This is a genomic window from Klebsiella sp. WP4-W18-ESBL-05, assembly GCF_014169075.1.
In the GTDB taxonomy this organism is placed as follows: domain Bacteria; phylum Pseudomonadota; class Gammaproteobacteria; order Enterobacterales; family Enterobacteriaceae; genus Kluyvera; species Kluyvera ascorbata_B.
Window position 1 is genome coordinate 3,460,017 of record NZ_AP022057.1, and the last position, 24,776, is coordinate 3,484,792.

The 24,776-nt window shown below is 56.3% G+C and carries 21 protein-coding genes; 11 read left to right on the forward strand and 10 right to left on the reverse strand.

What is annotated here, in order from left to right:
* Nucleotides 1–24: 24 nt before the first annotated feature.
* Both bamC and dapA read right to left on the reverse strand, forming a co-directional pair.
* On the reverse strand, nt 25–1,056 hold the full coding sequence (gene bamC / locus H7R58_RS16565; RefSeq protein ID WP_106924148.1) for an outer membrane protein assembly factor BamC: 1,032 nt from the start codon (nt 1,054–1,056) through the stop codon (nt 25–27).
* Between the two features lie 16 nt (nt 1,057–1,072).
* Nucleotides 1,073–1,951 carry a 4-hydroxy-tetrahydrodipicolinate synthase gene (gene dapA / locus H7R58_RS16570; protein ID WP_106924147.1) on the reverse strand — a complete coding sequence of 293 codons (879 nt, stop codon included), beginning with the start codon at nt 1,949–1,951 and terminating at the stop codon, nt 1,073–1,075.
* A 154-nt stretch (nt 1,952–2,105) separates the two neighbouring features.
* Here dapA and H7R58_RS16575 point away from each other — a divergent pair, with 154 nt between their 5' ends.
* Nucleotides 2,106–2,678 (forward strand): glycine cleavage system transcriptional repressor, encoded by a 573-nt coding sequence (locus H7R58_RS16575; RefSeq protein ID WP_181357944.1) that lies wholly within the window; start codon nt 2,106–2,108, stop codon nt 2,676–2,678.
* On the forward strand, nt 2,678–3,148 hold the full coding sequence (gene bcp, locus H7R58_RS16580) for a thioredoxin-dependent thiol peroxidase (RefSeq protein ID WP_106924145.1): 471 nt from the start codon (nt 2,678–2,680) through the stop codon (nt 3,146–3,148). The genes H7R58_RS16575 and bcp overlap by 1 nt, the downstream gene beginning before the upstream one ends.
* A gap of 62 nt (nt 3,149–3,210) precedes the next feature.
* Here the strand turns inward: bcp and H7R58_RS16585 are convergent, their stop codons facing one another.
* Nucleotides 3,211–4,284, reverse strand: coding sequence for an AI-2E family transporter (locus tag H7R58_RS16585; protein ID WP_106924144.1), 1,074 nt, complete (start codon nt 4,282–4,284; stop codon nt 3,211–3,213).
* Between the two features lie 216 nt (nt 4,285–4,500).
* Between H7R58_RS16585 and bepA the strand changes: the two genes are divergently transcribed.
* Both bepA and arsC read left to right on the forward strand, forming a co-directional pair.
* A complete protein-coding gene (bepA, locus tag H7R58_RS16590; RefSeq protein WP_182930202.1) occupies nt 4,501–5,964 on the forward strand; it encodes a beta-barrel assembly-enhancing protease in 1,464 nt (487 codons plus the stop codon).
* 11 nt (nt 5,965–5,975) lie between these two features.
* Complete coding sequence (arsC, locus tag H7R58_RS16595) at nt 5,976–6,335, forward strand: arsenate reductase (glutaredoxin) (protein WP_106924142.1); 360 nt, start codon at nt 5,976–5,978, stop codon at nt 6,333–6,335.
* Here the strand turns inward: arsC and H7R58_RS16600 are convergent.
* Nucleotides 6,332–7,198 (reverse strand): XRE family transcriptional regulator, encoded by an 867-nt coding sequence (locus H7R58_RS16600; RefSeq protein WP_182930201.1) that lies wholly within the window; start codon nt 7,196–7,198, stop codon nt 6,332–6,334. The two genes, arsC and H7R58_RS16600, sit on opposite strands and share 4 nt — an antisense overlap.
* 166 nt (nt 7,199–7,364) lie before the next feature.
* On the opposite strand from H7R58_RS16600, the gene H7R58_RS16605 reads away from it, so the two are divergent.
* Genes H7R58_RS16605 through H7R58_RS16615 form a run of 3 tightly spaced genes read left to right on the forward strand, consistent with a single transcriptional unit; the run spans nt 7,365 to nt 11,100 of the window.
* On the forward strand, nt 7,365–8,681 hold the full coding sequence (locus H7R58_RS16605) for a PTS sugar transporter subunit IIC (RefSeq protein ID WP_106924140.1): 1,317 nt from the start codon (nt 7,365–7,367) through the stop codon (nt 8,679–8,681).
* A gap of 4 nt (nt 8,682–8,685) precedes the next feature.
* Nucleotides 8,686–9,639: a N(4)-(beta-N-acetylglucosaminyl)-L-asparaginase gene (locus H7R58_RS16610; RefSeq protein WP_106924139.1), complete on the forward strand. Its 954-nt coding sequence runs from the start codon at nt 8,686–8,688 to the stop codon at nt 9,637–9,639.
* 3 nt (nt 9,640–9,642) lie between these two features.
* The gene (locus H7R58_RS16615) at nt 9,643–11,100 is read left to right on the forward strand and encodes a leucyl aminopeptidase family protein (protein WP_106924138.1); all 1,458 of its coding nucleotides are present in this window, start codon (nt 9,643–9,645) and stop codon (nt 11,098–11,100) included.
* Nucleotides 11,101–11,218: 118 nt separating this feature from the next.
* On the opposite strand, the gene H7R58_RS16620 is transcribed toward H7R58_RS16615, so the two are convergent.
* The 5 genes from H7R58_RS16620 to bglK all read right to left on the reverse strand — a co-directional run bounded on the left by H7R58_RS16620 (nt 11,219) and on the right by bglK (nt 16,536).
* Nucleotides 11,219–11,920: a DnaA inactivator Hda gene (locus tag H7R58_RS16620; protein WP_074398749.1), complete on the reverse strand. Its 702-nt coding sequence runs from the start codon at nt 11,918–11,920 to the stop codon at nt 11,219–11,221.
* Nucleotides 11,921–12,016: 96 nt separating this feature from the next.
* Nucleotides 12,017–13,306, reverse strand: coding sequence for a uracil permease (uraA, locus tag H7R58_RS16625; RefSeq protein ID WP_106924136.1), 1,290 nt, complete (start codon nt 13,304–13,306; stop codon nt 12,017–12,019).
* Between the two features lie 83 nt (nt 13,307–13,389).
* Nucleotides 13,390–14,016 carry a uracil phosphoribosyltransferase gene (upp, locus tag H7R58_RS16630; protein WP_106924135.1) on the reverse strand — a complete coding sequence of 209 codons (627 nt, stop codon included), beginning with the start codon at nt 14,014–14,016 and terminating at the stop codon, nt 13,390–13,392.
* A 186-nt stretch (nt 14,017–14,202) separates the two neighbouring features.
* Nucleotides 14,203–15,633, reverse strand: a complete 1,431-nt coding sequence (locus H7R58_RS16635; protein WP_182934434.1) for a 6-phospho-beta-glucosidase — start codon at nt 15,631–15,633, stop codon at nt 14,203–14,205.
* Between the two features lie 12 nt (nt 15,634–15,645).
* Nucleotides 15,646–16,536, reverse strand: a complete 891-nt coding sequence (gene bglK / locus H7R58_RS16640; protein WP_106924133.1) for a beta-glucoside kinase BglK — start codon at nt 16,534–16,536, stop codon at nt 15,646–15,648.
* A gap of 286 nt (nt 16,537–16,822) precedes the next feature.
* Between bglK and purM the strand changes: the two genes are divergently transcribed.
* The 4 genes from purM to ppx all read left to right on the forward strand — a co-directional run bounded on the left by purM (nt 16,823) and on the right by ppx (nt 22,441).
* Complete coding sequence (purM, locus tag H7R58_RS16645; protein ID WP_106924131.1) at nt 16,823–17,860, forward strand: phosphoribosylformylglycinamidine cyclo-ligase; 1,038 nt, start codon at nt 16,823–16,825, stop codon at nt 17,858–17,860.
* Nucleotides 17,861–18,499: a phosphoribosylglycinamide formyltransferase gene (gene purN, locus H7R58_RS16650; RefSeq protein ID WP_182930199.1), complete on the forward strand. Its 639-nt coding sequence runs from the start codon at nt 17,861–17,863 to the stop codon at nt 18,497–18,499.
* Between the two features lie 330 nt (nt 18,500–18,829).
* Nucleotides 18,830–20,890, forward strand: coding sequence for a polyphosphate kinase 1 (gene ppk1 / locus H7R58_RS16655; protein WP_106924129.1), 2,061 nt, complete (start codon nt 18,830–18,832; stop codon nt 20,888–20,890).
* A 3-nt stretch (nt 20,891–20,893) separates the two neighbouring features.
* Nucleotides 20,894–22,441, forward strand: a complete 1,548-nt coding sequence (gene ppx, locus H7R58_RS16660; protein WP_106924128.1) for an exopolyphosphatase — start codon at nt 20,894–20,896, stop codon at nt 22,439–22,441.
* Here ppx and H7R58_RS16665 read toward each other — a convergent pair.
* Complete coding sequence (locus tag H7R58_RS16665; protein ID WP_182930198.1) at nt 22,394–24,679, reverse strand: sensor domain-containing phosphodiesterase; 2,286 nt, start codon at nt 24,677–24,679, stop codon at nt 22,394–22,396. The genes ppx and H7R58_RS16665 overlap by 48 nt on opposite strands.
* Between the last annotated feature and the right edge of the window lie 97 nt (nt 24,680–24,776).

A 24,776-nucleotide genomic window follows, 5' to 3' on the forward strand; every position in this document is an offset into this window, starting at 1 on the left:
CCGGATTGCTCCAGCCCTGTTTAATTACTTGCTAAATGCGGCCTGGAATACGGCGACCAGGGCGTCATTCTGCGACTGCGTCAGCGTATGGCCTTTCGGATCGATGAACTGCAGGCTACTACGGTTGTCCAGATCGCCGACCTGAAGTTTGTAGTCACCGGAGACCAGACCCGGATCGCTGGCACCCAGATCTCTCCAACTGCCGTCAGACAGCGGCTTGTAGGTCACCGCGATGCTGCCCTGAGAACGCGTGCTGTCGGTCACTTTCATGCCCACTTTTTCCAGCGCGCCCGGCAGACGCTGCCAGACCTGGTTGAACGGCGCGCGCACCACCAGCATCGGCAGGCCGGTATCATCGGAAGCGCTCTGCACGTCAAAGGTGGCTCCCGCGGTGCCGCGAGAGGCCTGCGCGTCGCTGGCGTTCTTATCCAGACCGGCGGAGATCACGTTCAGCATTTCGGCGCTGTAGCGCTGCAGAGAAGCACGATCGGCGACCGGTTTACCGGCCTGTTCCAGGTTAACCAGCTTCACCATCACCGCCTGCTGGTAGCCCTGAGGCTGCACGGAGATTTGATAACGACCGCGATACTGCTGGTCTTCGTCCAGACGGTTCCACTCAACCCAGTCGGTTGTCAGCGTCTGGCTAGCATCATCACGCTTGGTAATGGCGTAGTTTTTCGCCTGAATAATGCTGACCACCTGCGGCCACAGTGAACCGCTGCGGCTGTTTTCCACCAGCAGCGTGGCGGTATCGCCCGTAAACTGCGTGCGCGCACCGGCAACCAGCGCCAGCGGCTGAGCCGGTGGGCGGATATCCAGCGCTTTACCGACGGCACCGCTGCCGTTAGCGACAGGAATGTTGTAGTCGCCATTTTCAATCGGCAGGATCATGCCAGCAGGGGCGTGAAGTTCACCTAACGGCGTCGCGTCCAGATAGGACTCATCGCCGCTCACCTGGCGCTTATAGCGCGAGTCGGAACTACAGGCCGCAAGCAGTAAAACCAGCGATACACCCGCAACCTTGGCCAGGCGCGACTTCTGTACTGAGTAAGCCATCAAATCTCCCTAAACTTTACAGCAAACCGGCATGCTTCAGTGCGGATGCCACAACGTCACGACCGTGGTCGGTGATCGGTGTCATCGGCAAGCGCATGGTGTCGGTCGCCACAAGCCCCAATTCCTTACACGCCCATTTCACCGGGATAGGATTGGGTTCGACAAATAATTTATTGTGCAGCGGCATCAAACGCTGGTTGATGATGCGCGCCTGCGCGAACTGCCCTTCGGCGGCCAGCTTGCACATTTCAGCCATATCACGCGCCGCAACGTTCGCCGTTACCGAAATAACGCCGTGCCCGCCAAGCTGCATGAAGTCCAGACCGCTTGCATCATCGCCGCTAAGCAGGATGAAATCGTCTGAAACCAGCTCTTTGATCTGATGAACGCGGCTTAAGTTCCCCGTGGCTTCCTTAATGGCGATAATATTTTTAATTTTCGCCAGGCGACCTACGGTTTCCGGCAGCATATCGCAACCGGTACGTGACGGCACATTATACAGAATTTGCGGCAGGTCAGTATGCTCGGCAATCGCTTTAAAGTGCTGGAACAACCCTTCCTGAGTCGGGCGGTTGTAATAGGGGGTCACGGTCAGGCAGCCAACGACGCCGCTGTCGTTAAAACGCTGGGTCAGGCTAATCGCCTCTGCGGTTGCATTTGCCCCCGTTCCCGCGATAACCGGAATGCGACCATCGGCCAGTTCCAGCGTGGTTAATACCACATCGCCATGCTCTTCGTGGCTCAGCGTGGCTGATTCACCGGTAGTCCCTACCGACACAATCGCCGAGGTTCCGTTGGCGACATGATAATCAATCAGTTTTTTCAGGCTTGAACGGTCGACATTACCTTTTTCATCCATCGGCGTGACAAGCGCTACAATACTTCCCGTGAACATGGGCCATCCTCTGTGCTGACGTGCGGACATGAAACTCAATGGTACGTTTGGTCCTGTAATAAAAGCAAGAGACTCAGGGCCTTCAGAATGTTGTATGCCGGTTTTTTTTATGCTTTCCTAGGATATACCGCACCTTTTTAAAGGAAGAACAGGTTTGACAGCCTCATTACAACACTATCTGGTCATTACGGCCCTGGGCGCGGATCGCCCCGGCATTGTCAATACGATTACCCGTCATGTGAGCAGCTGCGGCTGTAATATCGAAGACAGTCGGTTGGCGATGCTGGGGGATGAATTCACTTTTATTATGCTGCTGTCCGGAACCTGGAACGCCATCACGCTGATTGAGTCCACCCTGCCGCTCAAAGGTGCGGAGCTGGACCTGCTTATCGTGATGAAACGCACCACCGCCAGCCCGCGCCCGGCGATGCCGGCCACCGTATGGGTACAGGTCGAAGTCCCTGATTCGCCGCATATTATTGAGCGTTTTACCGCCCTGTTCGACAGCTGGGAAATGAACATCGCCGAGCTGGTGTCGCGAACCCAGCCGGGCGCCGACGAAGGCGCGGCGCAGCTGTTTATTCAAATTACCGCCCATAGCCCAGCTACGCAAAATGCATCAAATATTGAGCAAGCGTTCAAAGCACTATGTACAGAACTGAAAGCGCAAGGCAGTATAAACGTGATTAATTATTCACAGCATGATGAACAGGATGGAGCTGAGTAATGAACCCACTGAAAGCCGGTGATATCGCACCGAAATTTAGTTTGCCCGATCAAGACGGCGAGCAAGTAAATTTGACCGACTTCCAGGGACAACGTGTTCTGGTCTATTTTTACCCGAAAGCGATGACCCCTGGCTGCACCGTGCAGGCATGCGGCCTTCGCGATAATATGGACGAGCTGAAAAAAGCGGGCGTTGAAGTTCTGGGCATCAGCACCGACAAACCGGAAAAACTCTCCCGCTTCTCAGAAAAAGAGCTGCTGAACTTCACTCTGCTTTCCGATGAAGATCACCAGGTCTGCGAGCAGTTTGGTATCTGGGGCGAAAAAACCTTCATGGGCAAAACCTATGATGGCATTCACCGCATCAGCTTCCTGGTCGATGCGGAAGGGAAAATTGAGCACGTCTTCGACGACTTCAAAACCAGCAATCACCACGACGTGGTACTGAGCTGGCTGCAGGCCAACGCCTGACCCTTTCCCTGACGTGAATGACGTAACCCGGCTGAGCATCGCGACGCCGGGTTTTTTATCGATTATGCCGTTTCGTCTTCTTCCACCACCAGACCGTCCGGCCAGGCGTGAACCACCGCCTTAATCAGCGTTGCCAGCGGTATGGCGAAGAATACGCCCCAGAAGCCCCACAGGCCGCCAAAAATCACCACCGACAGGATAATCACCAGCGGATGCAGGTTCACGGCTTCAGAGAACAGCACCGGCACCAGCAGGTTACCGTCCAGCCCCTGGATAATCAGATACACCGCAAACAGGCTCCAGAACTCGGTGCCCAGACCGAACTGAAACAGCGCGACGCAGACAACCGGGATCGTCACAACAAACGCACCGATGTACGGAATCAACACCGACAGCCCCACCAGCACCGCCAGCAGCAGCGAGTAGTTGAGGCCAAACATCAGGAAACCAAGCCAGGTGGCGACACCTACCACCACCATTTCCAGCACTTTACCGCGAATATAGTTGGTGATTTGCTGGTTCATCTCTTTCCACACCTGCCCCGCCAGCCCACGGTTGCGCGGCAACACGCGGCGTACGGCGTTGAGCATTTGCTCTTTGTCTTTCACCAGGAAGAAAACCATCAGCGGCACCAGCACCAGATACACGGCCAGGGTCAGCAGCCCCACCAGCGAAGCGACCGAGTATTTCACCACCGAGTCGCCCATGGTCAGCATACGCGTACGCATATTCTCCGCCATCGCGTCGATAATCCCGGCGTCCATCAGCGCCGGGTAGCGGCGCGGCAGCGTGGCGGCAAAATCGGAAAGCTTGTTGAGCATACCGGGCATGTCGCGGATAAGGTAAATTCCCTGCTGCCAGGCGATGGGCATTACCACAAAGGCCATCAGCAGCAGAATGCCAACAAACAGCACCAGCACGACGCTGGTCGCCCAGGTGCGCGACCAGCCCAGCCGCTCTAACCGTACCGTCGGCCACTCCAGCAGGTAGGCAAGCACTATTGCCACCAGCAGCGGCGCCAGCAGGCCGCTGAAGAAAAACAGAATGCAGAAACCGGCGAGCAGAATGACCAGCAGCGCGATGGCCTCCGGGTCGCTGAATCGGCGGCGATACCATTGCATCAACATCTCGAGCATAAATCTATTCCCTGAAGCCTATCGCTTTCATATAGAAGATGAATTGTATCTAAGTGTCACAAAAAAGACTTCGCTTTTTATTTTTATCTCCGCATTCTCGCGATTATCGTTTTCAAGCCGTGAGCAGATAGATACACTCCAAAAGCAGACGGTAATTGAACGTCAGATTATCCTGCTGGTCAAAACAGGCACATCCCACATTACAGGACAGAGGTTATGTTCAGGCAGTTGAAAAAAACGCTGTTGGCATCCCTTATTGCGACACTCACTTTCGGTCAGGTTGCGCCGGCATTTGCCGATACAACCGATAATCTACCGGATATGGGTACATCCGCAGGAAGCACGCTCTCCATTGGTCAGGAGATGCAAATGGGGGATTACTATGTTCGACAACTGCGCGGTAGCGCGCCGCTCATCAACGACCCGCTGCTGGTTCAGTACATTAATTCATTGGGCATGCGTCTGGTTTCGCACGCCTTCTCCGTACGTACGCCGTTTCATTTTTATCTGATTAACAATGACGATATCAACGCCTTCGCCTTCTTCGGCGGTAACGTAGTGCTGCACTCCGCGCTGTTCCGCTATTCTGACACCGAAAGTCAGTTGGCATCGGTTATGGCGCACGAAATCTCCCACGTGACCCAACGCCACCTGGCGCGCGCAATGGAAGACCAGAAACGTAACGCCCCGCTAACGTGGGTCGGCGCGCTGGGTTCCATTCTGCTGGCGATGGCCAGCCCACAGGCCGGGATGGCAGCGCTGAGCGGGACTTTAGCGGGCACCCAGCAGGGGATGATCAGCTTTACCCGCCAGAATGAAGAAGAGGCCGATCGTATTGGTATTCAGGTTCTCCAGCGCGCCGGCTTCGACCCGCAGGCCATGCCTGCCTTTATGGAAAAGCTGCTCGATCAGTCGCGCTACTCTTCGCGCCCGCCGGAAATGCTGTTAACTCACCCGCTGCCGGAAAGCCGCTTATCGGACGCGCGCAACCGCGCCAACCAAATGCGCCCGGTGGTGGTTCAGTCTTCCGCCGATTTCTACTTTGCCAAAGCGCGTACGCTCGGCATGTATAACAACGGGCAAAACCAGTTGGGCACCGACCTGCTCGATAACTGGTCAAAGGGCAACATCCGCGAGCAACACGCCGCCCAGTACGGGCGAGCGCTGCTGGCCATGGAAGCCAAAAACTACGCTGAGGCCAGCAAGCTGCTGCAACCGCTGCTGAGCGCCGATCCGCAAAACGCCTGGTTCCTCGATCTGGCGACCGATATCGATCTCGGCCAGAACAAAACGAGTGAAGCCATCAACCGGCTGAAGAACGCTCGCGAGCTGCGCACCAACCCGGTACTGCAGCTCAACCTGGCTAACGCCCTTCTGGAAGGTGGCCAGGCCGCAGAGGCGGCGACGATCCTCAACCGCTACACCTTTAATAACAAAGACGATACCAACGGCTGGGATCTGCTGGCCCAGGCGGAGGCCAAGCTGGGCAACCGCGATCAGGAGCTGGCCGCGCGTGCTGAAAACATGGCGCTGGTGGGTCGACTCGACCAGGCCATTTCCCTGCTCAGCGCCGCCAGCGCGCAGGTGAAATTACGCAGCCTGCAGCAGGCACGCTACGACGCGCGTATCGACCAGCTGCGCCAGCTGCAAGAGCGTTTCCGCCCTTATCAGAAAATGTAACTGGAGAGACGATGACGGATTCAGTCACCCTTTATCATAACCCGCGCTGCTCAAAGAGCCGCGACACCCTGAGCCTGCTGAAGGCCAACGGCATTGACCCTAACGTGGTGCTCTACCTGGAGACACCGCCGGACGCCGCCACGCTACGTGAGCTGATTGCCCTGCTCGGTTTCGCCAGCGCCCGCGATCTGATGCGTCAGAAAGAAGATCTGTACAAGTCGCTGAATCTGGCCGACAGCCACCTGAGCGAAGCGGAGCTAATTCAGGCGATGGTCGACAACCCGAAGCTGATTGAACGCCCGATCGTCGTCAGCAACGGGCAGGCGCGCATTGGGCGCCCACCCGAGCAGGTACTGGAAATCGTGAGCTAACCCCCCTCATGCCGCAGCGCGTCGAGAAACGCCTGCGGCGTCATATTACCGAGTTTTTTCTGCGGCTTGCCCGCGTTAAACAGTTCACACAGCCGCACAACCAGCGCATCCGGCGTAACGGCCCGTACGGCCGGAATGATTTCCGCTAACGGCACGGTTACCGCCACTGCCTGACGTTTTTCCCCCGCCATCGTCATACTACAGGCAATACCCCGCGCGGCCAGATGCTGGCGCAACGCGACAACATGCGCCTCATTCAGCCATTCGTCGCTTTTAATCTCAACAGATTGTATATCACCCGGAAACGCCGACAGCACGTCATCAAGCCAGTGCGTCCCCAGCGGCGCGGACATCCCTGAATAGATGCGCGCCGCGCACCACCCGCTAACCGGCTCCTGCGCCCACAGCACGTGATGATCGCCGTCGTCATCCATATGCAGCGACAGAAAACGATAGTGCAGCGTCAGCATCTGCGGCCTGACGCCCGCCTTGATAGCCTTCTTTCCGCTAAGCCGCTCGGCGCTATTTTTGGGATATGAAGGCGTCAGATAGCGGCTCAGCGTCGCACGCGACAGCGGAATGCCCAGCCCCTCCACCACGATAAACAGCAGGTCATCCAGCGGCGCCTGCAAAATCTGCCGCAGAACGTTAATCAATATAATCTGTTCTTGTCTCATTACTTTGTGTACTACAGAAGGTGCCGTACTGCGATCGGCCGTTTGCTCACGGTTTCGCCAGCGGCGCACCGTAGTAACGGAAATACCGAGTTCAAGCGCCAGTTCACGGTCACTTTTCGTTGAATCCTGAAGGTATTTTCTGATCCTCGGCGTAGTCGTTGCGTTGGCATGCAGCTTAATTTCCATGACGCCCTCTGAAAAACAAATAACCAATCATATGAGATTTATATGAATTAAGTCGGCGCATTGTGACCCGTTTCACCTTTCTACACCAGGCTTTCTCCGATAATCCCTCCCGCCGTTTCTATTACATAACACACACAATGTCCGTTAATCTTATACGGAGTTCACAATGAACAATGTTCTGGGATTTTTAGAAGAAAAATTAATGCCGATTGCTGCCAAAACGTCGCAGCAACGTCACCTTGGCGCCATCCGTGGCGCTTACGTCTCCTTTATGCCGTTCATTATCGTCGGCTCCATCCTGCTGGTTATCTCGTCGTTCCCGAATCAGGGTTACCAGCAGTTTATGTCCAGCATGTTTGGCGCTAACTGGAGCGCGATCGTCGAAATTCCGTTTAATGCCGTCTTCTCGACAATGTCGCTGTTTATCAGCTTCCTGGTCGCCTACCGCCTGGCGGAACACTACGGTGATGACAAAATTTCCAGCGGAATCCTGGCACTGGTCTGCTTCCTCATCCTGACGCCGTTTATTAAGGTCGCAGAGAACGGCGGCATCACCGTGATGCCGGTAGAATGGATTGGTACTAAAGGCCTGTTCGTCGCCATGATTGGCTCGTTGCTGTGGACCGAACTGTTCTGCTGGCTGAAGCGTAAAAAGCTGGTCATCAAGATGCCGGAAGGCGTGCCGCCAGCGGTACAGGAATCATTCGCCGCGTTAATCCCGGCGCTGCTGGTCATGATTCTGGTGCTGGCTATCCGCATCGGTTTTGAAAACACCCACTACAACACCATTCACCAGTTCATCTATGAAGTGGTCGCGACGCCGGTTCGCCATTTCGGCACCTCCTACTTCGGCGCACTGATGACGGTATTCAGCATCACTATCCTGTGGTCGGTGGGGATCAACTCCGGTTCGATGGTGAACGGCATCATTCGTCCGCTGTGGATGGAAAACCAGACCGATAATATCGCCGCCATCCAGGCCGGCGTAACGCCGCCGCACATTATTACCGAGCAGTTCTTTGACATGATCTGGATGGGTGGCGCAGGGGCCACGCTGTCGCTGGTCATTGCCATGCTCATTTTTGCCCGCAGCAAAAACATGCGCGAAGTCGCACGCCTGGGCGCGGGGGCCTCTGTTTTCAACATTAACGAGCCGGTGCTGTTTGGTCTGCCGGTCATTATGAACCCCATCATGCTGATTCCGTTCAACCTCGTACCGCTGGTGCTGGTGACCATTCAGTATATGGCCATGAAAATCGGTGCCGTTGCGGTCACCACCGGGGTCTTTATTCCGTGGACGCTGCCGCCGGTCATCAGCGGATTTATCGTTACCGGGCATATTTCCGGCAGCGTGATGCAAATTATTAACCTGCTGATTGGCGCAATGCTGTACCTGCCGTTCATGCGCATCGTCGATAAGCAGTACCGCAATGCGGAAATCAGTGCCGTTGAGGAATCCAGCACGCTAGCAAAACAGGAGTAAGAATATGTGGGGAATTATTGCAACCTGGCGTATGGCGCTGGAAGGGGTAAGTGAATCCGCGTCGGCGCTGGCCGGCGGCAGCGCGGCAACGGCGTCGGTCGTCGATGCCGTCGTCGCGGTGGAAGATTTTCCGTTGTATAAATCCGTTGGCTACGGCGGTCTGCCGACCGAAAACGGCGAGGTGGAGCTGGACGCGGCCTGGATGGACGGCGACACGCTGGCCTTTGGCGCGGTGGGCAACCTGGTCGATATCGCCAACCCGGTAAAAGTGGCGCAGGCGCTGGGTCGCCAGCGCTATAACTCGCTGCTGGTCGGCCAGGGCGCGCGCGAATGGGCGCTGAGCCAGGGCTTTGCCGAGAAAAAAATGCTGACCGAGCGCGCAATGCAGCACTATCGCAAGCGCTGCCGAGAGACGCTGGATAAGGGGCTGAGCCCGTACGACGGCCATGATACCGTCGGCGTTATCGCGCTCGACCAGCGGGGCTCGATGAGCGTCGCCACCTCGACCAGCGGGCTGTTTATGAAAAAACGCGGACGCGTCGGCGATTCCCCGATCATCGGTTCCGGCTTCTACTGCGACAGCCAAATCGGCGCAGCGACCGCTACCGGCGTGGGGGAAGACCTGATGAAAGGCTGCACCAGCTACGAAATCGTTCGCCGGATGGAACAGGGCATGACCCCGCAGCAGGCGGCGGACTCGGTGGTGTACGAACTGGAAGATAAGCTGATGTCGCGCTTTGGCCGCGCAGGCGACCTGTCCGTGGTCTGTATGAACCGTAAGGGTGAGTTCGGTGCGGCCACCAATATAAAAACCTTCTCTTTTGTCGTGGCCACCGCAAGCCAGCCGCTGACCGTGTTCCGCGCCGAGCGCGTCAAAGAGAAAACCCATTATCAGCCGGTGGACGACGCCTGGATGCAGGCCTATGCCGACCGTATCCGCGCCCCCATCGAGGAGTAAGCGATGATTGACTACCGTTTAGTAACGGCGCTGCCCGATAAACTGGAACAGCACCATCTCATTACCTATCCCGAAAGCCCTTTGCTCCAGCAGGGTGCGCTGCGCGACAACCCGCTGATAACTGAAATGGCAGCGCGCGCCGCACAGGGCACACTGGCGGATACCTGCTTCGCCTGCGGGCCATTTTCCCGCATTACGCTCGTACCACATAGCGCCTGGCGCGATAGCCTGACCGATACGCTACTCGGTTACCTGCGGCCGCTGTTTGCCGCGCCGGTATGCCGCGAAGTGCTGCTGGACTGCTCGCAGATTGACGATACGGTGCTGGTGAAAACGCTGCGCTTTTTGTTTAACCAACAGCACCGCTTAACGGACCTTGGGCTGAAGAGCGCCACACAACGCGATGTGCGTCTGAGCCACGTCGACGCTTACTGTCCTGAGAGCGAAGTGGGCCGACTTACGCCGCTGTTCCAACAGCAACAGGCGATCGCCAACGGTATGATTGCCGCCCGCCGTCTTGCGGATATCCCCGCCGAACAGTGCACGCCGCAGTATGTGGTCGAAGAAGCCGAACGCCTGTGCGCCGCTTTCCCGGCCCTGCGCTGCGAGGTGCTTGATGATCAGGCAATCGTTGAACAGGGCCTTGGCCTGCTGCACGCGGTTGGTAAGGGCGCAAGCCGCCCGCCTCGCCTGTTGGCTATCCACTACGAAGGCGCAGGCCATGGTCCGGTACGCAGCTACGTGGGTAAAGGCGTCACCTTTGACACCGGCGGACTGTGGCTGAAAGAAGGCGCGGGCATGTATACCATGAAGTACGACATGTGCGGCGCGGCTAACGTCCTCGGGCTGATGCTGAGCATCGCCGAGCTGGCGCTACCGGTTCGGGTCATGGGCGTGCTGGCGCTGGCGGAAAACGCCATCGGCCCCGACGCGATGCAGCCGGGCAGCGTGGCTCGCGCCTGTAACGGCATGACGGTGGAAATCAACAACACCGACGCCGAGGGCCGTCTGGTACTCTCCGATGCGATTGCCTGGGCTAGCCAGCGCCATGCAAAAACACGCTATATCATTGATTTAGCTACGCTGACTGGCGCAGTCGTCAAGGCGCTGGGCTATGAGCTGAGCGGGTTAATGACGCAGGACGCTGCGCTGCGCGCTGCGCTGACCGTTGCCGGGGAACAGAGCGGCGATGAAGTCTGGCCGCTGCCGCTGGACGCAAGGCTGAAAAAACAAACGGAGAGCGCGATTGCCGATCTGTGCAACACGCCAACCAACAATGCGGCCATCAGCGCCTCCGCCGCCTGGCTGCTGCACCACTTCTGCCCGGCGGATATTCCGTGGGCGCATCTCGACGTCAGCGGGACGGCGCTGTGGCGCGAAGGCGGAAAAAGCGTCGCGTCCGGCAGACCGATCCCCCTGCTGATGCAGCATTTGCTCAATGATTTGGCGATGGAAGCGTAACGAAAATCGTCTTCAGGTAGGCCGGATAAGGCAAAGCCGCCATCCGGCAATCTGCTCGGATCCGCCAGATGGCGCTACGCTTATCAGGCCTACGCAGGGCGAGGAAACAATTCGTTCTTTAGAGTTTCAGAATCTCTTTCACAAACGGGATGGTTAGCTTACGTTGGGCGGTAATGGACGCGTGATCGAGCTGATCCAGGGTCTGGAAGAGCGTACGCATTTCTCTGTCCAACCGTTTGAGCATAAAGCGGCACACGTCGTCCGGCATCTCAAAACCGCGCAGGCGCGCGCGCAGCTGTAGCGCCTGTAATTTGTCTTCGTCGGAGAGCGGCTGGAGCTTGTAAATTTGCCCCCAGTCAAGGCGGGACGCCAGATCCGGCAGGCCAAGATTGAGCTGACGCGGCGGGCGATCGCCGGTGATCAGCAGACGCGTATTACCCGATTCCAGAATGCGGTTGTAGAGGTTAAAGATCGCCATTTCCCACGGTTCGTCCCCCGCCACGCACTCGATATTATCGATGCAAACCAGCGAAAGCTGCTCCATCCCTTCCAGCACTTCCGGAACAAACCAGGTGCGCTTGTCCAGCGGAACGTATCCTACCGCATCGCCACGCTGTGAAAGTTCGGCGCAGGCCGCATGCAGCAAATGGCTACGCCCGGCGCCTTCGCGCGCCCAGATATAGATGTATCCGCTATGCTCCTGCCGCAGCACGTTTTGCAGTGCGGCAAGTAAAGAAGGGTTATCGCCCGGGAAGAAACTGGCAAAGGTTTCGTCATCGGGAAGATAAAGTGGCAAAGAGAGCTGTGCCGGTGCGTTCAGAGGAGACCTCAACATGGGCTTACGAAAAAACGGGAAGAGTTTACCACAGAAATAACCGATGAGAGAACCGGGCGGCGATCCCGCCCGGTCGTCGGATCACGACTTCGCTTCGTCGCTGTCCGCTGCGTCCAGCACCACTTCTTCCGGGCGCAGCACGCTGATAAGTTTAAAAATCAGACTCAGACAGATGCCGACGATGGTCGCCAGCGCCATCCCTTTCAGCTCGGCAGCACCGATGTGTACCTTCGCGCCGCTGACGCCAATGATCAGAATAACGGAGGTCAGGATCAGGTTCTGCGCTTTGCTGTAATCGACTTTTGATTCGATCAGCACGCGGATACCGGACGCGCCAATCACCCCGTACAGCAGCAGAGATACGCCGCCCATAACCGGCAGCGGGATAATCTGGATAGCCGCCGCCAGCTTACCGACGCAGGACAGCAGAATGGCAATAATCGCCGCACCGCCGATAACCCAGGTGCTGTACACGCGGGTAATCGCCATCACGCCGATGTTCTCACCGTAGGTGGTGTTCGGGGTAGAGCCGAAGAAGCCGGAAATCACCGTCGACAGGCCGTTAGCAAACATCGAGCGATGCAGACCCGGGTCACGAATCAGATCTTTTTTAACGATGTTCGCCGTCACCACCAGGTGACCAACGTGCTCGGCAATCACCACCAGCGCCGCGGGCAGAATGGTGAAAATGGCAAACCACTCAAAGCGCGGGGTGTAGAAGGTCGGCAGCGCGAACCAGTGTGCCTGGGCGATAGGCGTCGTATCAACCACGCCCATCACGAAGGAGAGCGCATAGCCCACCAGCACGCCGATCAGAATCGGGATGATCGCCAGGAAACCACGGAACAGCACAGAGCCGAAGACGGTCACGCCCAGCGTAACCATCGAAATAATGATGGTTTTAGTGTCCGCAGACTGGCCGTCCGGCGGCAGCAGGCCCGCCATATTCGCCGCTACGCCCGCCAGCTCCAGACCGATGACGGCAACGATTGCGCCCATCGCCGCCGGCGGGAACATCACGTCCAGCCAGCCGGTACCCGCTTTCTTCACGATGAAAGAAACCAGGCAGAACAGCACGCCGCACATAATAAAGCCGCCCAGCGCGACTTCGTAACCTAACGGCAGCAGCAGCAGAACCGGCGAAATAAAGGCAAAGCTCGAGCCGAGGTAAGCCGGAATTTTACCTTTACAGATAAAGAGATACAGCAGCGTCCCGATACCGTTGAACAGCAGTACCGTCGCCGGGTTAATGTGGAACAGAACAGGCACCAGCACGGTTGCGCCAAACATGGCGAATAAATGCTGCAAGCTAAGCGGGATGGTCTGTAAAAGCGGTGGTCTTTCACTTACCCCAATTGCACGGCGCGTCATTGTGTTTTCCTCTGTGTTATTAGTCAGGTTTTTTTATTCAAAAAAAAGCCGACTATCAAAGTCGGCTCTTTTTATTTTTTCGTTTACTTCGTACCAAAAATCTTATCGCCGGCATCGCCGAGGCCCGGAATAATGTATCCGTGCTCGTTCAGCCCCTGGTCGATCGACGCGGTATACAGCTCGATGTCCGGATGCGCTTTTTCCAGCGCCGCGATACCTTCCGGCGCGGCAACCAGTACCAGCACCTTAATGCTGGTGCAACCCGCATTTTTCAGCAGATCGATGGTCGCGATAACAGAGCCGCCGGTCGCCAGCATCGGGTCAACGATCAGCGCCATACGCTCATCAATGTTGGACACCAGCTTCTGGAAATACGGTACTGGCTCAAGCGTTTCTTCATTACGGTAGATACCGACTACGCTGATACGCGCGCTCGGAACGTTTTCCAGTACACCGTCCATCATGCCCAGGCCTGCGCGCAGGATTGGCACAACGGTAATTTTCTTACCCTTAATCTGGTCGATTTCTACCGGGCCGTTCCAGCCTTCGATAGTGACCTTTTCCGTTTCCAGATCGGCGGTGGCTTCATAAGTCAGCAGGCTGCCGACTTCGGAGGCGAGTTCACGGAAGCGTTTGGTACTAATGTCGTTCTCACGCATCAGGCCCAGCTTGTGTTTGACGAGTGGGTGTTTCACTTCCACAATCTTCATTCTCTTTCTCCTTTGAATAGGGCAACCACAAAAAAAATCGCGGGATTATACCGCTTTTTTTCGATTGCGCCATACCTGTGATGATTGACCAGGATCAAGCAAAGCGGCGAATGGGGCCCCACTCAGTATAAGACACAATAAAAATAAACCCCGACAAGCGGGGTTTTATATTTTTAATTCAGTGAGTTAAAGCTCACCACCGTTGGTCGCAATGACCCGTTGGTACCAGGCAAAAGATTTTTTGCGGCTGCGCGCCAGCGTGCCGTTGCCTTCGTTATCTTTATCCACGTAGATAAAGCCGTAGCGCTTTTTCATTTCGCCCGTGCCGGCGGACACCAGGTCAATACAGCCCCACGGGGTGTAGCCCATCAGATCCACGCCGTCCTCTACCACCGCTTTTTTCATTTCGGCAATGTGTGCAGAGAGATAGTCGATACGGTACTGGTCGTTTACGGTGCCGTCGCTCTCCAGCACGTCAATCGCGCCAAAACCGTTTTCAACGATAAACAGCGGCAGCTGATAGTGGTCGTAGAACCAGTTCAGCGAGTAGCGCAGGCCTACCGGATCAATCTGCCAGCCCCAGTCGGACTTCTGCACGTACGGGTTAGAGACCAGGCTGGTCGTTTCGTCATAGTCGAGCTGTGGGTTGTCTGCGGTCGCCTTGGTGGCAAACGACATATAGTAGCTAAAGCCGATGTAGTCGACGCAGCCCTGCGTCAGCGCCTGGCGGTCTTCCTCAGTGATATCCAGCGTAAAGCCGCGGCGCTCGAAGTAGTTCAGCAGATGTTGCGGATATTTACCGCGCACGTGGACGTCGGTGAACCAGTAGCGACGGTGCATGGCGTTCATTGCCATCATCATATCGTTCGGCGCGCAGGTCAGCGGGTAAATCGGGCACATCGCGATCATGCAGCCAATATGCAACGCCGGGTTAATTTCGCGCGCTGCTTTTACCGCTAGCGCACTCGCTACCAGCTCGTAGTGCGCCGCCTGATACATCACCGGCTCGCGGTCCTCGCCCGGTTGGTATTTCAGCCCGGAGTTAGTGAACGGCGCGAAATCTTCGTGGAAGTTTGCCTGGTTATTAATTTCGTTGAACGTCATCCAGTACTTCACTTTGTGCTGGTAACGGGTAAAGACCACTTTGGCAAAGCGAACGAAGAATTCAATCAGCTTACGGTTGCGCCAGCCACCGTATTCGGTCACGAGGTGATACGGCATCTCGAAGTGCGACAAGGTGATAACCGGCTCGATGCCGAGCTTCAGGCACTCATCGAACAGATCGTCGTAAAATTGCAGGCCGGCTTCGTTCGGCGTCAGCTCGTCGCCGTTGGGGAAAATACGCGTCCAGGCAATGGAAGTACGGAAGCATTTGTAGCCCATTTCGGCAAACAGCTGCAGATCCTCTTTATAGCGATGGTAGAAATCGATAGCGTCGTGATTCGGGTAGTTTTTTCCCGGCAGTACGCCGTCGGTAATTTCGCGTGGCACGCCGTGCGCGCCGGCGATCATCACATCCGCGACGCTGATGCCCTTACCGCCCTCTTTCCAGCCGCCTTCGAGTTGATGTGCCGCTACCGCGCCGCCCCAGAGAAACCCAGCTTTAAATCCAGACATATCTTTCCCTCGTTAATCAGTAAGTTGTCGCTGCGAATGCTGCTGATTGAAATGGTAAACCGCGCCTATCAGCCCGGCGTCGTTGCCGTGGCTGACGGTATCGATGTTGTCGGCAATGCCAAACCAGGCCAGGTGCTCGCGCATCAGCGCCAGAAAACCCGGGCGCTCCACAATGCCGCCGCCGATAAGAATCGTCTGTGGGTCAAACAGATTGACCAGGTTATAGAGCCCCGTTCCGAGATCGTTGAAAAACTCGGCGACCAGGCGCTGACACACGGCGTCACCGGCGTCGAAGCGGTCAAAAATGTCTTCGCCGGTCACCGCCTCCAGCGCCAGGCCAAGGTGCTGCGCATAGCGATGACGAAGCACGCGCAGGGTGCAGTTTTCATTCATCGAGTAGCGGCGAACATCGCGAGCGCCGGGACGCGACGTTTGCATATAGCCAAATTCACCGGCACGAAAGCGCGCGCCGTGCACCAGTTGGTTGTTACAGAAAATGGCCCCGCCGATGCCGGTACCGATGGTCATCACCAGGAAATCGGAAAGCTCGGCCCCTTTTCCCTTCCAGCGTTCAGCCAGCAGCACGCAGTTCGCGTCGTTCTCAATGGCCACGGGCAGCCCGGAGCGTTCCTCCAGCCAGTCTTTGATGGCAAAGCGATCGAAGCGACGAATAGCGCCGCCCATTTCGATATAGCCGGTATGGGGGTTAACGTAGCCCGGCGCGCTGATGGCGATGCCTTCACACTCGGGGTGAGCGGCAATCCAGCCTTCCATTGCCGCGAGGATCTGTTCACCGTCGCTGTTGCTGATTGGCTGTTTGCCTTTTTTTAGCAGTTCACCGCTGGCGGTGACCACCCCCATTTTTAACGCCGTACCCCCAATATCAAAAGCAGCAATGTTCATTCCATTCAGTCCCTTCTGGCCATTTTGCTTCGGTTTCCCCCACGGACGCCACAAAAACAGAAACCGGTTTCAGTCACATGATGTGGATTCCGCGTGGCGGATGCAAGGACAAGGCTGTACCCGGTTTCATTTTCGTGAGCAGTATCATATTTGACCGATTTTATCTGCCAAAGTCGGTAAAACCGAGGCACAAAAAATTGGGTGCAGAATAGGCTCGCAAACGTTTGCCTGGACTGATAGAATTGCGCCGATTTTTCTTGCTATCGCAATTGCGTGGAGACTTGCAGTGACCGACAAAACCTCTCTCAGCTATAAAGATGCCGGTGTTGATATTGACGCAGGAAACGCTCTGGTTGACCGTATCAAAGGGGTGGTGAAGAAAACGCGCCGCCCGGAAGTGATGGGTGGGCTAGGCGGTTTTGGCGCCCTGTGCGCGCTGCCGCAAAAATATCGTGAACCGGTGCTGGTTTCCGGCACTGACGGCGTTGGCACGAAGTTACGTTTAGCGATGGATCTGAAGCGTCATGACACCATCGGCATCGACCTGGTCGCCATGTGCGTGAACGACCTGGTCGTTCAAGGCGCTGAGCCGCTGTTCTTCCTCGACTACTACGCGACCGGTAAACTGGACGTTGATACCGCGGCGAGCGTCATCAACGGCATCGCCGAGGGCTGCCTGCAGTCAGGCTGTGCGCTGGTGGGCGGTGAAACCGCCGAGATGCCGGGCATGTACCACGGCGAAGATTACGATGTGGCCGGTTTCTGCGTCGGCGTAGTCGAAAAATCCGAAATTATCGACGGTAGCAAAGTGGCCGACGGCGACGTGCTGATTGCGCTGGGCTCCAGCGGCCCGCACTCTAACGGCTATTCGCTGGTGCGCAAGATTATTGAAGTGAGCGGCTGCAACCCGGACGACACCCAGCTTGAAGGCAAAACGCTGGCCGACCATCTGCTGGCCCCGACCCGTATTTACGTGAAGTCCGTTCTCGAACTGATTGCCAGCGTTGACGTCCACGCGATTGCTCACCTGACCGGCGGCGGCTTCTGGGAGAACATTCCACGCGTTCTGCCGGACAACACGCAGGCCGTGATTGACGAATCCTCCTGGCAATGGCCAGCGGTGTTCAACTGGCTGCAGGATGCCGGTAACGTCAGTCGTCATGAGATGTACCGCACCTTTAACTGCGGCGTTGGCATGGTCATCGCTCTGGCTGCCGATCAGGCGGACAAAGCCATCGCGCTGATGAACGAAAAAGGTGAAAACGCGTGGAAAATCGGCTATATCAAAGCCACAGATTCCGAACAGCGTGTGGTCATCGAGTAAATGAAAAATATCGTGGTGCTGATTTCCGGCAACGGCAGCAACTTACAGGCCATCATTGATGCCTGTGAGCAGAAAAGGATTCATGGCACCATTCGGGCGGTGTTCAGCAACAAGGCCGACGCATTTGGCCTTGAGCGGGCACGTGAAGCGGGGATCCCGCAGCACGCGCTGGCCGCCAGTCAGTTTGCCAGCCGCGAAGCCTTTGACCGTGAGCTGATGCACGAAATTGACGCCTACGCGCCCGACGTGGTGGTGCTGGCAGGCTACATGCGTATCCTGAGCGCCGACTTCGTTCAGCACTATCAGGGACGGCTGCTTAACATTCACCCTTCCCTGCTGCCGAAATACCCGGGCCTGAATACTCATCGTCAGGCGCTGGAAAACGGCGATGCGGAGCACGGCACCTCGGTACACTTCGTCACCGAAGAGCTTGACGGTGGGCCGGTTATTTTGCAGGCCAAAGTGCCGGTTTTCGACGGCGACGACGAAGCGGAAATCACCTCACGCGTACAGGTTCAGGAACACGCCATCTACCCGATGGTGGTCGGCTGGTTCCTCGATGGCCGCCTGAAAATGCAGGACAATCACGCCTGGCTCGACAATGTAAAGCTGCCGCCAGCCGGTTATGCAGCGGAATAAATTCCGTCACGATAGGCCTGATAAGCAGAGCGCCATCAGGCAAGCCGCGAGCACATTGCCGGATGGTGGCGTAAACGTCTTATCCAGCCGACATGGATGACCAAAGAGGGCCTTTATGGCCCTCTTTTTTATGTCCTTCTCCCGCGGAGTCAGTATGCGGAACGGGATAAAAATGCTTACATATCAAAACAGATATGAATATTTTGTTAGGTGAAATAGGATAACTGTCATACTGAGATGACACAGTTGGACATCGCCCGGCAAAGCTAGCAATATAAACAGCAAGACGACTTTGCCGCGTCCCGTGAATTAACCGGAGTGTGAGTAGTAATGGGTCAGGAAAAACTGTACATCGAAAAAGAACTGAGCTGGTTGTCCTTCAACGAGCGCGTCCTTCAGGAAGCGGCAGATAAAAGTAACCCGCTGATTGAGCGCATGCGTTTTCTGGGGATCTACTCCAACAACCTCGACGAATTCTATAAGGTTCGCTTTGCCGAGCTGAAGCGCCGCATCATCATTAGCGAAGAACAGGGTACGACCACGCATTCCCGCCATCTGCTGAGCAAAATCCAGGCCCGGGTGCTGAAGGCCGATCAGGAGTTCGACGGTCTGTACAACGAGCTGCTGCTGGAAATGGCGCGCAACCAAATCTTCCTGATTAACGAACGCCAGCTGTCCGTCAACCAACAGAGCTGGCTGCGTCATTACTTCAAACAGCACCTGCGCCAGCACATCACGCCCATTCTGCTGAACCGCGAAACCGACCTGGTGCAGTTCCTTAAAGATGACTACACCTACCTGGCGGTCGAAATCATTCGCGGCGACGAAATCAACTACGCGCTGCTGGAAATTCCGTCGGACAAAGTTCCGCGCTTTGTTAATCTGCCGCCGGAAACCCCACGCCGCCGTAAGCCGATGATCCTGCTGGATAACATTCTGCGCTACTGCCTGGACGATATCTTTAAGGGCTTCTTCGACTACGATGCCCTCAACGCCTACTCCATGAAAATGACCCGTGACGCCGAGTACGACCTGGTGCACGAGATGGAGTCGAGCCTGATGGAGCTCATGTCCTCGAGCCTCAAGCAGCGTCTGACCGCCGAGCCGGTGCGCTTTGTTTATCAGCGTGATATGCCGGACGCCATGGTCGAAATGCTGCGTAAAAAGCTGACGATCTCCCGCTACGATTCCATCGTGCCGGGCGGCCGCTATCATAACTTTAAAGATTTTATCGGCTTCCCGAACGTAGGCAAAGCTAACCTCGTCAACAAGCCGCTGCCGCGCCTGCGTCACGTCTGGTTCGATAAATTCCGCAACGGCTTTGACGCTATCCGCGAGCGCGACGTGCTGCTGTACTATCCGTACCACACGTTCGAGCACGTACTGGAGCTGCTGCGTCAGGCCTCGTTCGACCCCAACGTACTGGCGATTAAAATCAACATCTACCGCGTGGCCAAAGACTCGCGCATTATTGATGCCATGATCCACGCCGCGCACAACGGTAAGAAAGTCACGGTAGTGGTTGAGCTACAGGCTCGCTTCGACGAAGAAGCCAACATCCACTGGGCGAAACGCCTCACCGAAGCGGGCGTGCACGTTATTTTCTCCGCGCCGGGGCTGAAAATTCACGCCAAACTGTTCCTTGTATCACGTAAAGAAGGTGACGACGTGGTGCGCTACGCCCACATCGGCACCGGTAACTTTAACGAAAAAACTGCGCGTATTTATACCGACTACTCGCTGTTGACCGCCGACGCGCGCATCACCAACGAAGTCCGCCGGGTGTTTAACTTTATCGAGAACCCGTATCGCCCGGTCAACTTCGACTATCTGCTGGTGTCGCCGCAGAACTCGCGTCGTCTGCTGTACGAGATGATCGATCGCGAAATTGCCAACGCCCAGAACGGCATGGCGGCCGGGATCACCCTTAAGCTTAACAACCTGGTAGATAAAGGGCTGGTCGATCGCCTGTATGCCGCCTCCAGCACCGGCGTCCAGGTGAACCTGCTGATCCGCGGGATGTGCTCGTTAATTCCCGAACTGGAAGGGATCAGCGAAAATATTCGCGTTATCAGCATTGTCGATCGCTTCCTTGAGCACGATCGCGTCTATATTTTTGAGAACGGCGGCGATAAACGCGTTTATCTCTCTTCCGCTGACTGGATGACCCGTAACATCGACTACCGTATCGAAGTGGCGACGCCGCTGCTCGACCCGCGTCTGAAGCAACGGATCCTCGATATTATTGATATTCTGTTTAGCGACACGGTAAAGGCCCGCTTTATCGATAAAGAACTGAGTAATCGCTATGTTCCGCGCGGCAACCGACGCAAGGTCCGCGCGCAGCAGGCGATTTACGATTACCTCAAATCACTTGAACAACCTGACTAACCTATGCCAATAACAAGCAAAGCACCCCGGCCGCAGGAGTTTGCGGCGGTTGATCTTGGTTCAAACAGTTTTCACATGGTCATCGCGCGCGTGGTCGACGGCGCGATGCAGATCATCGGCCGTCTGAAGCAGCGCGTCCATCTGGCCGACGGTCTGAATGAAAACAACATGCTGAGCGAAGAGGCCATGGAACGCGGGCTGAGCTGCCTGTCGCTGTTCGCCGAGCGCCTGCAGGGCTTCTCCCCGTCCAGCGTGTGTATCGTGGGCACGCACTCGTTACGTCAGGCCGCTAACGCCACCGAGTTCCTCAAGCGGGCGGAAAAAGTTATCCCGTATCCCATCGAGATTATTTCCGGGAACGAAGAAGCGCGTCTGATTTTCATGGGCGTCGAGCACACACAGCCGGAAAAAGGCCGTAAGCTGGTGATTGATATCGGCGGCGGGTCAACCGAACTGGTCATTGGCGAAGATTTCGAGCCTAAGCTGGTAGAAAGCCGCCGCATGGGCTGCGTCAGCTTCGGCCAACAGTTCTTCCTTGCCGGCACCATTAACCGCGAAAACTTCCAGCGCGCACGCCTGGCGGCGGTGCAGAAGCTGGAAACCCTGGCATGGCAATACCGCATTCAAGGCTGGAGCGTCGCGATGGGCGCCTCCGGCACCATTAAGGCCGCGCATGAAGTGCTGGTTGAGATGGGCGAAAAAGACGGGTTTATCACCCCGGAGCGCCTGGAAAGGCTGGTCGAAGAGGTGCTGAAGTTCAAAAACTTCAGCAGCCTGAGCCTGCCTGGGCTGTCCGAAGAGCGTAAAGGCGTCTTCGTGCCGGGCCTGGCGATTCTCTGCGGCGTCTTCGACGCGCTGGCGATAAAAGAGCTGCGTTTATCCGACGGTGCGCTGCGCGAAGGCGTGCTGTACGAAATGGAAGGCCGCTTTCGCCACCAGGACGTGCGTAGCCGCACCGCCCAAAGCCTGGCGAACCAATACAACATCGATCGCGAGCAGGCCCAGCGGGTGCTGGAAACCACCATGCAAATGTACGACCAGTGGCTGGAACAGAACCCCAAGCTGGGCAATCCGCAGCTCAATGCGCTACTGAAGTGGGCTTCCATGCTGCATGAAGTGGGGCTGAATATTAACCACAGCGGCATGCACCGCCATTCGGCCTATATTCTGCAAAACAGTGACTTACCCGGTTTTAATCAGGAACAGCAGTACCTGATGGCGACGCTGGTGCGCTTCCACCGCAAAGCGATTAAGCTCGACGAGCTGCCGCGCTTTACGCTGTTTAAGAAGAAACAGTTCTTGCCGATGATCCAGCTGCTGCGCCTGGGCGTGCTGCTAAACAACCAGCGTCAGGCGACAACGACGCCGCCAACGCTGAAGCTGACAACCGAAGCGAACCACTGGACGCTGTGCTTCCCGTATGACTGGTTTACCCACAACGCGCTGGTCCTGCTCGATCTGGAAAAAGAGCAGGAATACTGGGAAAGCGTTACCGGCTGGCTGTTAAAAATCACCGAGGAGCGAGCACCCGACGAAACTGTCGCGGCTTGATTCCACGTTTTCGCTTGTCTTCACTGCCGCCAGCTCCTCCAGGGGAGCTGGCTTGCCAATGCTGTACCCCTGCAGATAATCAATGCCCAGCGCAATCGCCGCCTGATGAATAGCGTCGTTTTCCACGAACTCAGCGACTACGCGCATTTTCTTCATCCGCGCCAGATGGCAAATTGACGACACAATCTGGTAGTCCAGACTGCTGGTCGCAATATTGCGAATAAAGCTGCCGTCAATTTTGAGAATATCGGCGCTGATGTGCTTAAGCCGCGCGTAGCTGGCATAGCCCGTACCAAAGTCATCGATCGCCACCCGACAGCCCAGCTCCCGCAGTTCGCTCAGCGTGCGCCGCGCCTGCTCAACGTTGACCAACGAATGGCTTTCGGTGATCTCAAACACCAGCTGCCACGCCTCAATACCGTGCTGTTCCAACAGTTCGGCAACCCGTCGGGCAAACCCCAGCCCGCTCGCCGTGGAGGGCGCAAGATTCAGTGCCAGACGCATCCCCGGGTGACTTTCGCGGTGGCTGGCCATAAAGCGCAGCGTATTCTCCAGCACCCACAGATCGATACGCGACACCATACCAAACTCATGCGCCACCGGCAGGAACAGCGTCGGCGAAATCAGTTCGTCATCGTCCCCCAGCATACGCAGCAGCACTTCGTGATAGTCATCGCCGCGGATGCCGACAATCGGCTGCGCCATCAGGCGAAAGCGATCGTTCTCCAGCGCTTGCTGGACGCGGACCATCATCGCGATTTTATCTTTTAGCTCCTGCTGCAGATGCTGCGCTCCGCGACGCTGAAGGTTTTCCGCACGATCGGTCACCAGCGACAGTTCAGCCACCGTATTCAGTTCTCCCAGCATCAACGAAAGATGCGCCACCGGCGATTGAATGTAGCAGTAGCTGACGCCGATCTGCGGCTGTAACGGCATCCCGTTCCAGCTGTAGCGGAACAGCTTGAGGTGCGCATAGAGATCGTCAATACGCTCTTTGTAAGACTCCGTATGCAGAAGCACCGCCAGCTCACTGCCGTTCAGCTGGTACACCCCTTCGCCCGGGCGCAGCACTTCGCTCAGGTACTCCGCCAGGTTTTGTTTGTAGTTGATGCGCAGCATAATGCCGTAATGCCGCGTTAGCATCTCGAGATCCGGCATACGCAGGAAACAGAGCACCGACCACGGCGTGTGACTAATCGCCCGGCTCAGGGCCCGCATATTGGGCAGATTAACCACCGGGTCGATAAAGGCCATCCGTCGTACCCGCTCGTGAATCGCGCGCTGGCGGCTTGAGAGCATCGCCATGTAGGCAATAATAAACGAGAACACCAGGAAGCTGGACGAGGTGATCGCCAGCTGAACGCTGTAGCCCGCGCTGCGCGGCACATAGTGGTAGTGATAGTGAATGGCCACAATCAGCATAATGGTCCAGACCACCGAAATAAAACGGTAGCCAAAACGCATGGAGCCCCAGAGCATGATCGGCAGCAGCAACGAGAGCGTGTAGTTTGTGCTGAAAATGGTGCTGGCGTTGTCCAGCGGTATCATCAGCATGGAAAAAATCCACACAACCGCGCCGCACCATACCGCCATTTCCGGCCACGTGACTTTAGGGTCGAAATCGCGGCGAACCTGAGAAATAAAGCTCCGAAGATAATAAGGGTTACGAATAAGCCTAATCAGCAAATAGCAGAGCGGCACGCCGGTCAAATAGCCCACCAGCAGCGCCTGGTAGTTGATCAGGTTACGCTGCGTAAGCGGTGAGGTCCACTGAGCATCGCTAAGGCTCGGATAGACGCCGATATACAATGTGAACTGTATCAGGAACATAAACAGCGTCGAGGGGACAAACATCTGCCAGAACAGCCGGTGTGCCATTAGCTGCATGTCGCCGTGCGACACCATCTTCCGCCCGCTGTGGAAATAATGGTAACCGCCCCAAGCAATCAGCGTGGGAATCAGAAACTGCAGCGTCAGGCCAATCTCTTCGACAATGTGCAGGTCGCGCGTTAAATACAGCCCCACGCCAGCGATGATACCCGGCAGCGCGCGCCAGCCAAAAAACAGCATCATGCACAACAGAAATGGCAACGGCAGATAATAAAGGTAGGTTTTTCCGCCACCAACATAAGTATACGTATTAGCAAATTTAATTATTGGCAATATCACCAGCGGCAAAATCAGCGGCAGACACCACCAACAATCGCGATATTGCTTATATATTTTACAGAAATTCATAGATGCTCTATAGATACCCCAAATCCAGCTGGGTATTTTCAGACAGGCATCCAACCTGGCTTAAAAAATCCACGAATTGAGATAATTCGCGGGTACG

Bases quoted from the DNA above. Each gene is read 5' to 3' on its own strand.
- H7R58_RS16610 (WP_106924139.1), top strand. From the start codon at position 8,686: ATGTGGGGAATTATTGCAACCTGGCGTATGGCGCTGGAAGGGGTAAGT.
- dapA (WP_106924147.1), bottom strand. From the start codon at position 1,951: ATGTTCACGGGAAGTATTGTAGCGCTTGTCACGCCGATGGATGAAAAA.
- H7R58_RS16600 (WP_182930201.1), bottom strand. From the start codon at position 7,198: ATGGAAATTAAGCTGCATGCCAACGCAACGACTACGCCGAGGATCAGA.
- H7R58_RS16615 (WP_106924138.1), top strand. From the start codon at position 9,643: ATGATTGACTACCGTTTAGTAACGGCGCTGCCCGATAAACTGGAACAG.
- purN (WP_182930199.1), top strand. From the start codon at position 17,861: ATGAAAAATATCGTGGTGCTGATTTCCGGCAACGGCAGCAACTTACAG.
- H7R58_RS16585 (WP_106924144.1), bottom strand. From the start codon at position 4,284: ATGCTCGAGATGTTGATGCAATGGTATCGCCGCCGATTCAGCGACCCG.
- H7R58_RS16665 (WP_182930198.1), bottom strand. From the start codon at position 24,679: ATGAATTTCTGTAAAATATATAAGCAATATCGCGATTGTTGGTGGTGT.
- bepA (WP_182930202.1), top strand. From the start codon at position 4,501: ATGTTCAGGCAGTTGAAAAAAACGCTGTTGGCATCCCTTATTGCGACA.
- ppx (WP_106924128.1), top strand. From the start codon at position 20,894: ATGCCAATAACAAGCAAAGCACCCCGGCCGCAGGAGTTTGCGGCGGTT.
- uraA (WP_106924136.1), bottom strand. From the start codon at position 13,306: ATGACGCGCCGTGCAATTGGGGTAAGTGAAAGACCACCGCTTTTACAG.
- bamC (WP_106924148.1), bottom strand. From the start codon at position 1,056: ATGGCTTACTCAGTACAGAAGTCGCGCCTGGCCAAGGTTGCGGGTGTA.
- ppk1 (WP_106924129.1), top strand. From the start codon at position 18,830: ATGGGTCAGGAAAAACTGTACATCGAAAAAGAACTGAGCTGGTTGTCC.
- bglK (WP_106924133.1), bottom strand. From the start codon at position 16,536: ATGAACATTGCTGCTTTTGATATTGGGGGTACGGCGTTAAAAATGGGG.
- H7R58_RS16605 (WP_106924140.1), top strand. From the start codon at position 7,365: ATGAACAATGTTCTGGGATTTTTAGAAGAAAAATTAATGCCGATTGCT.
- arsC (WP_106924142.1), top strand. From the start codon at position 5,976: ATGACGGATTCAGTCACCCTTTATCATAACCCGCGCTGCTCAAAGAGC.
- H7R58_RS16635 (WP_182934434.1), bottom strand. From the start codon at position 15,633: ATGTCTGGATTTAAAGCTGGGTTTCTCTGGGGCGGCGCGGTAGCGGCA.
- bcp (WP_106924145.1), top strand. From the start codon at position 2,678: ATGAACCCACTGAAAGCCGGTGATATCGCACCGAAATTTAGTTTGCCC.
- upp (WP_106924135.1), bottom strand. From the start codon at position 14,016: ATGAAGATTGTGGAAGTGAAACACCCACTCGTCAAACACAAGCTGGGC.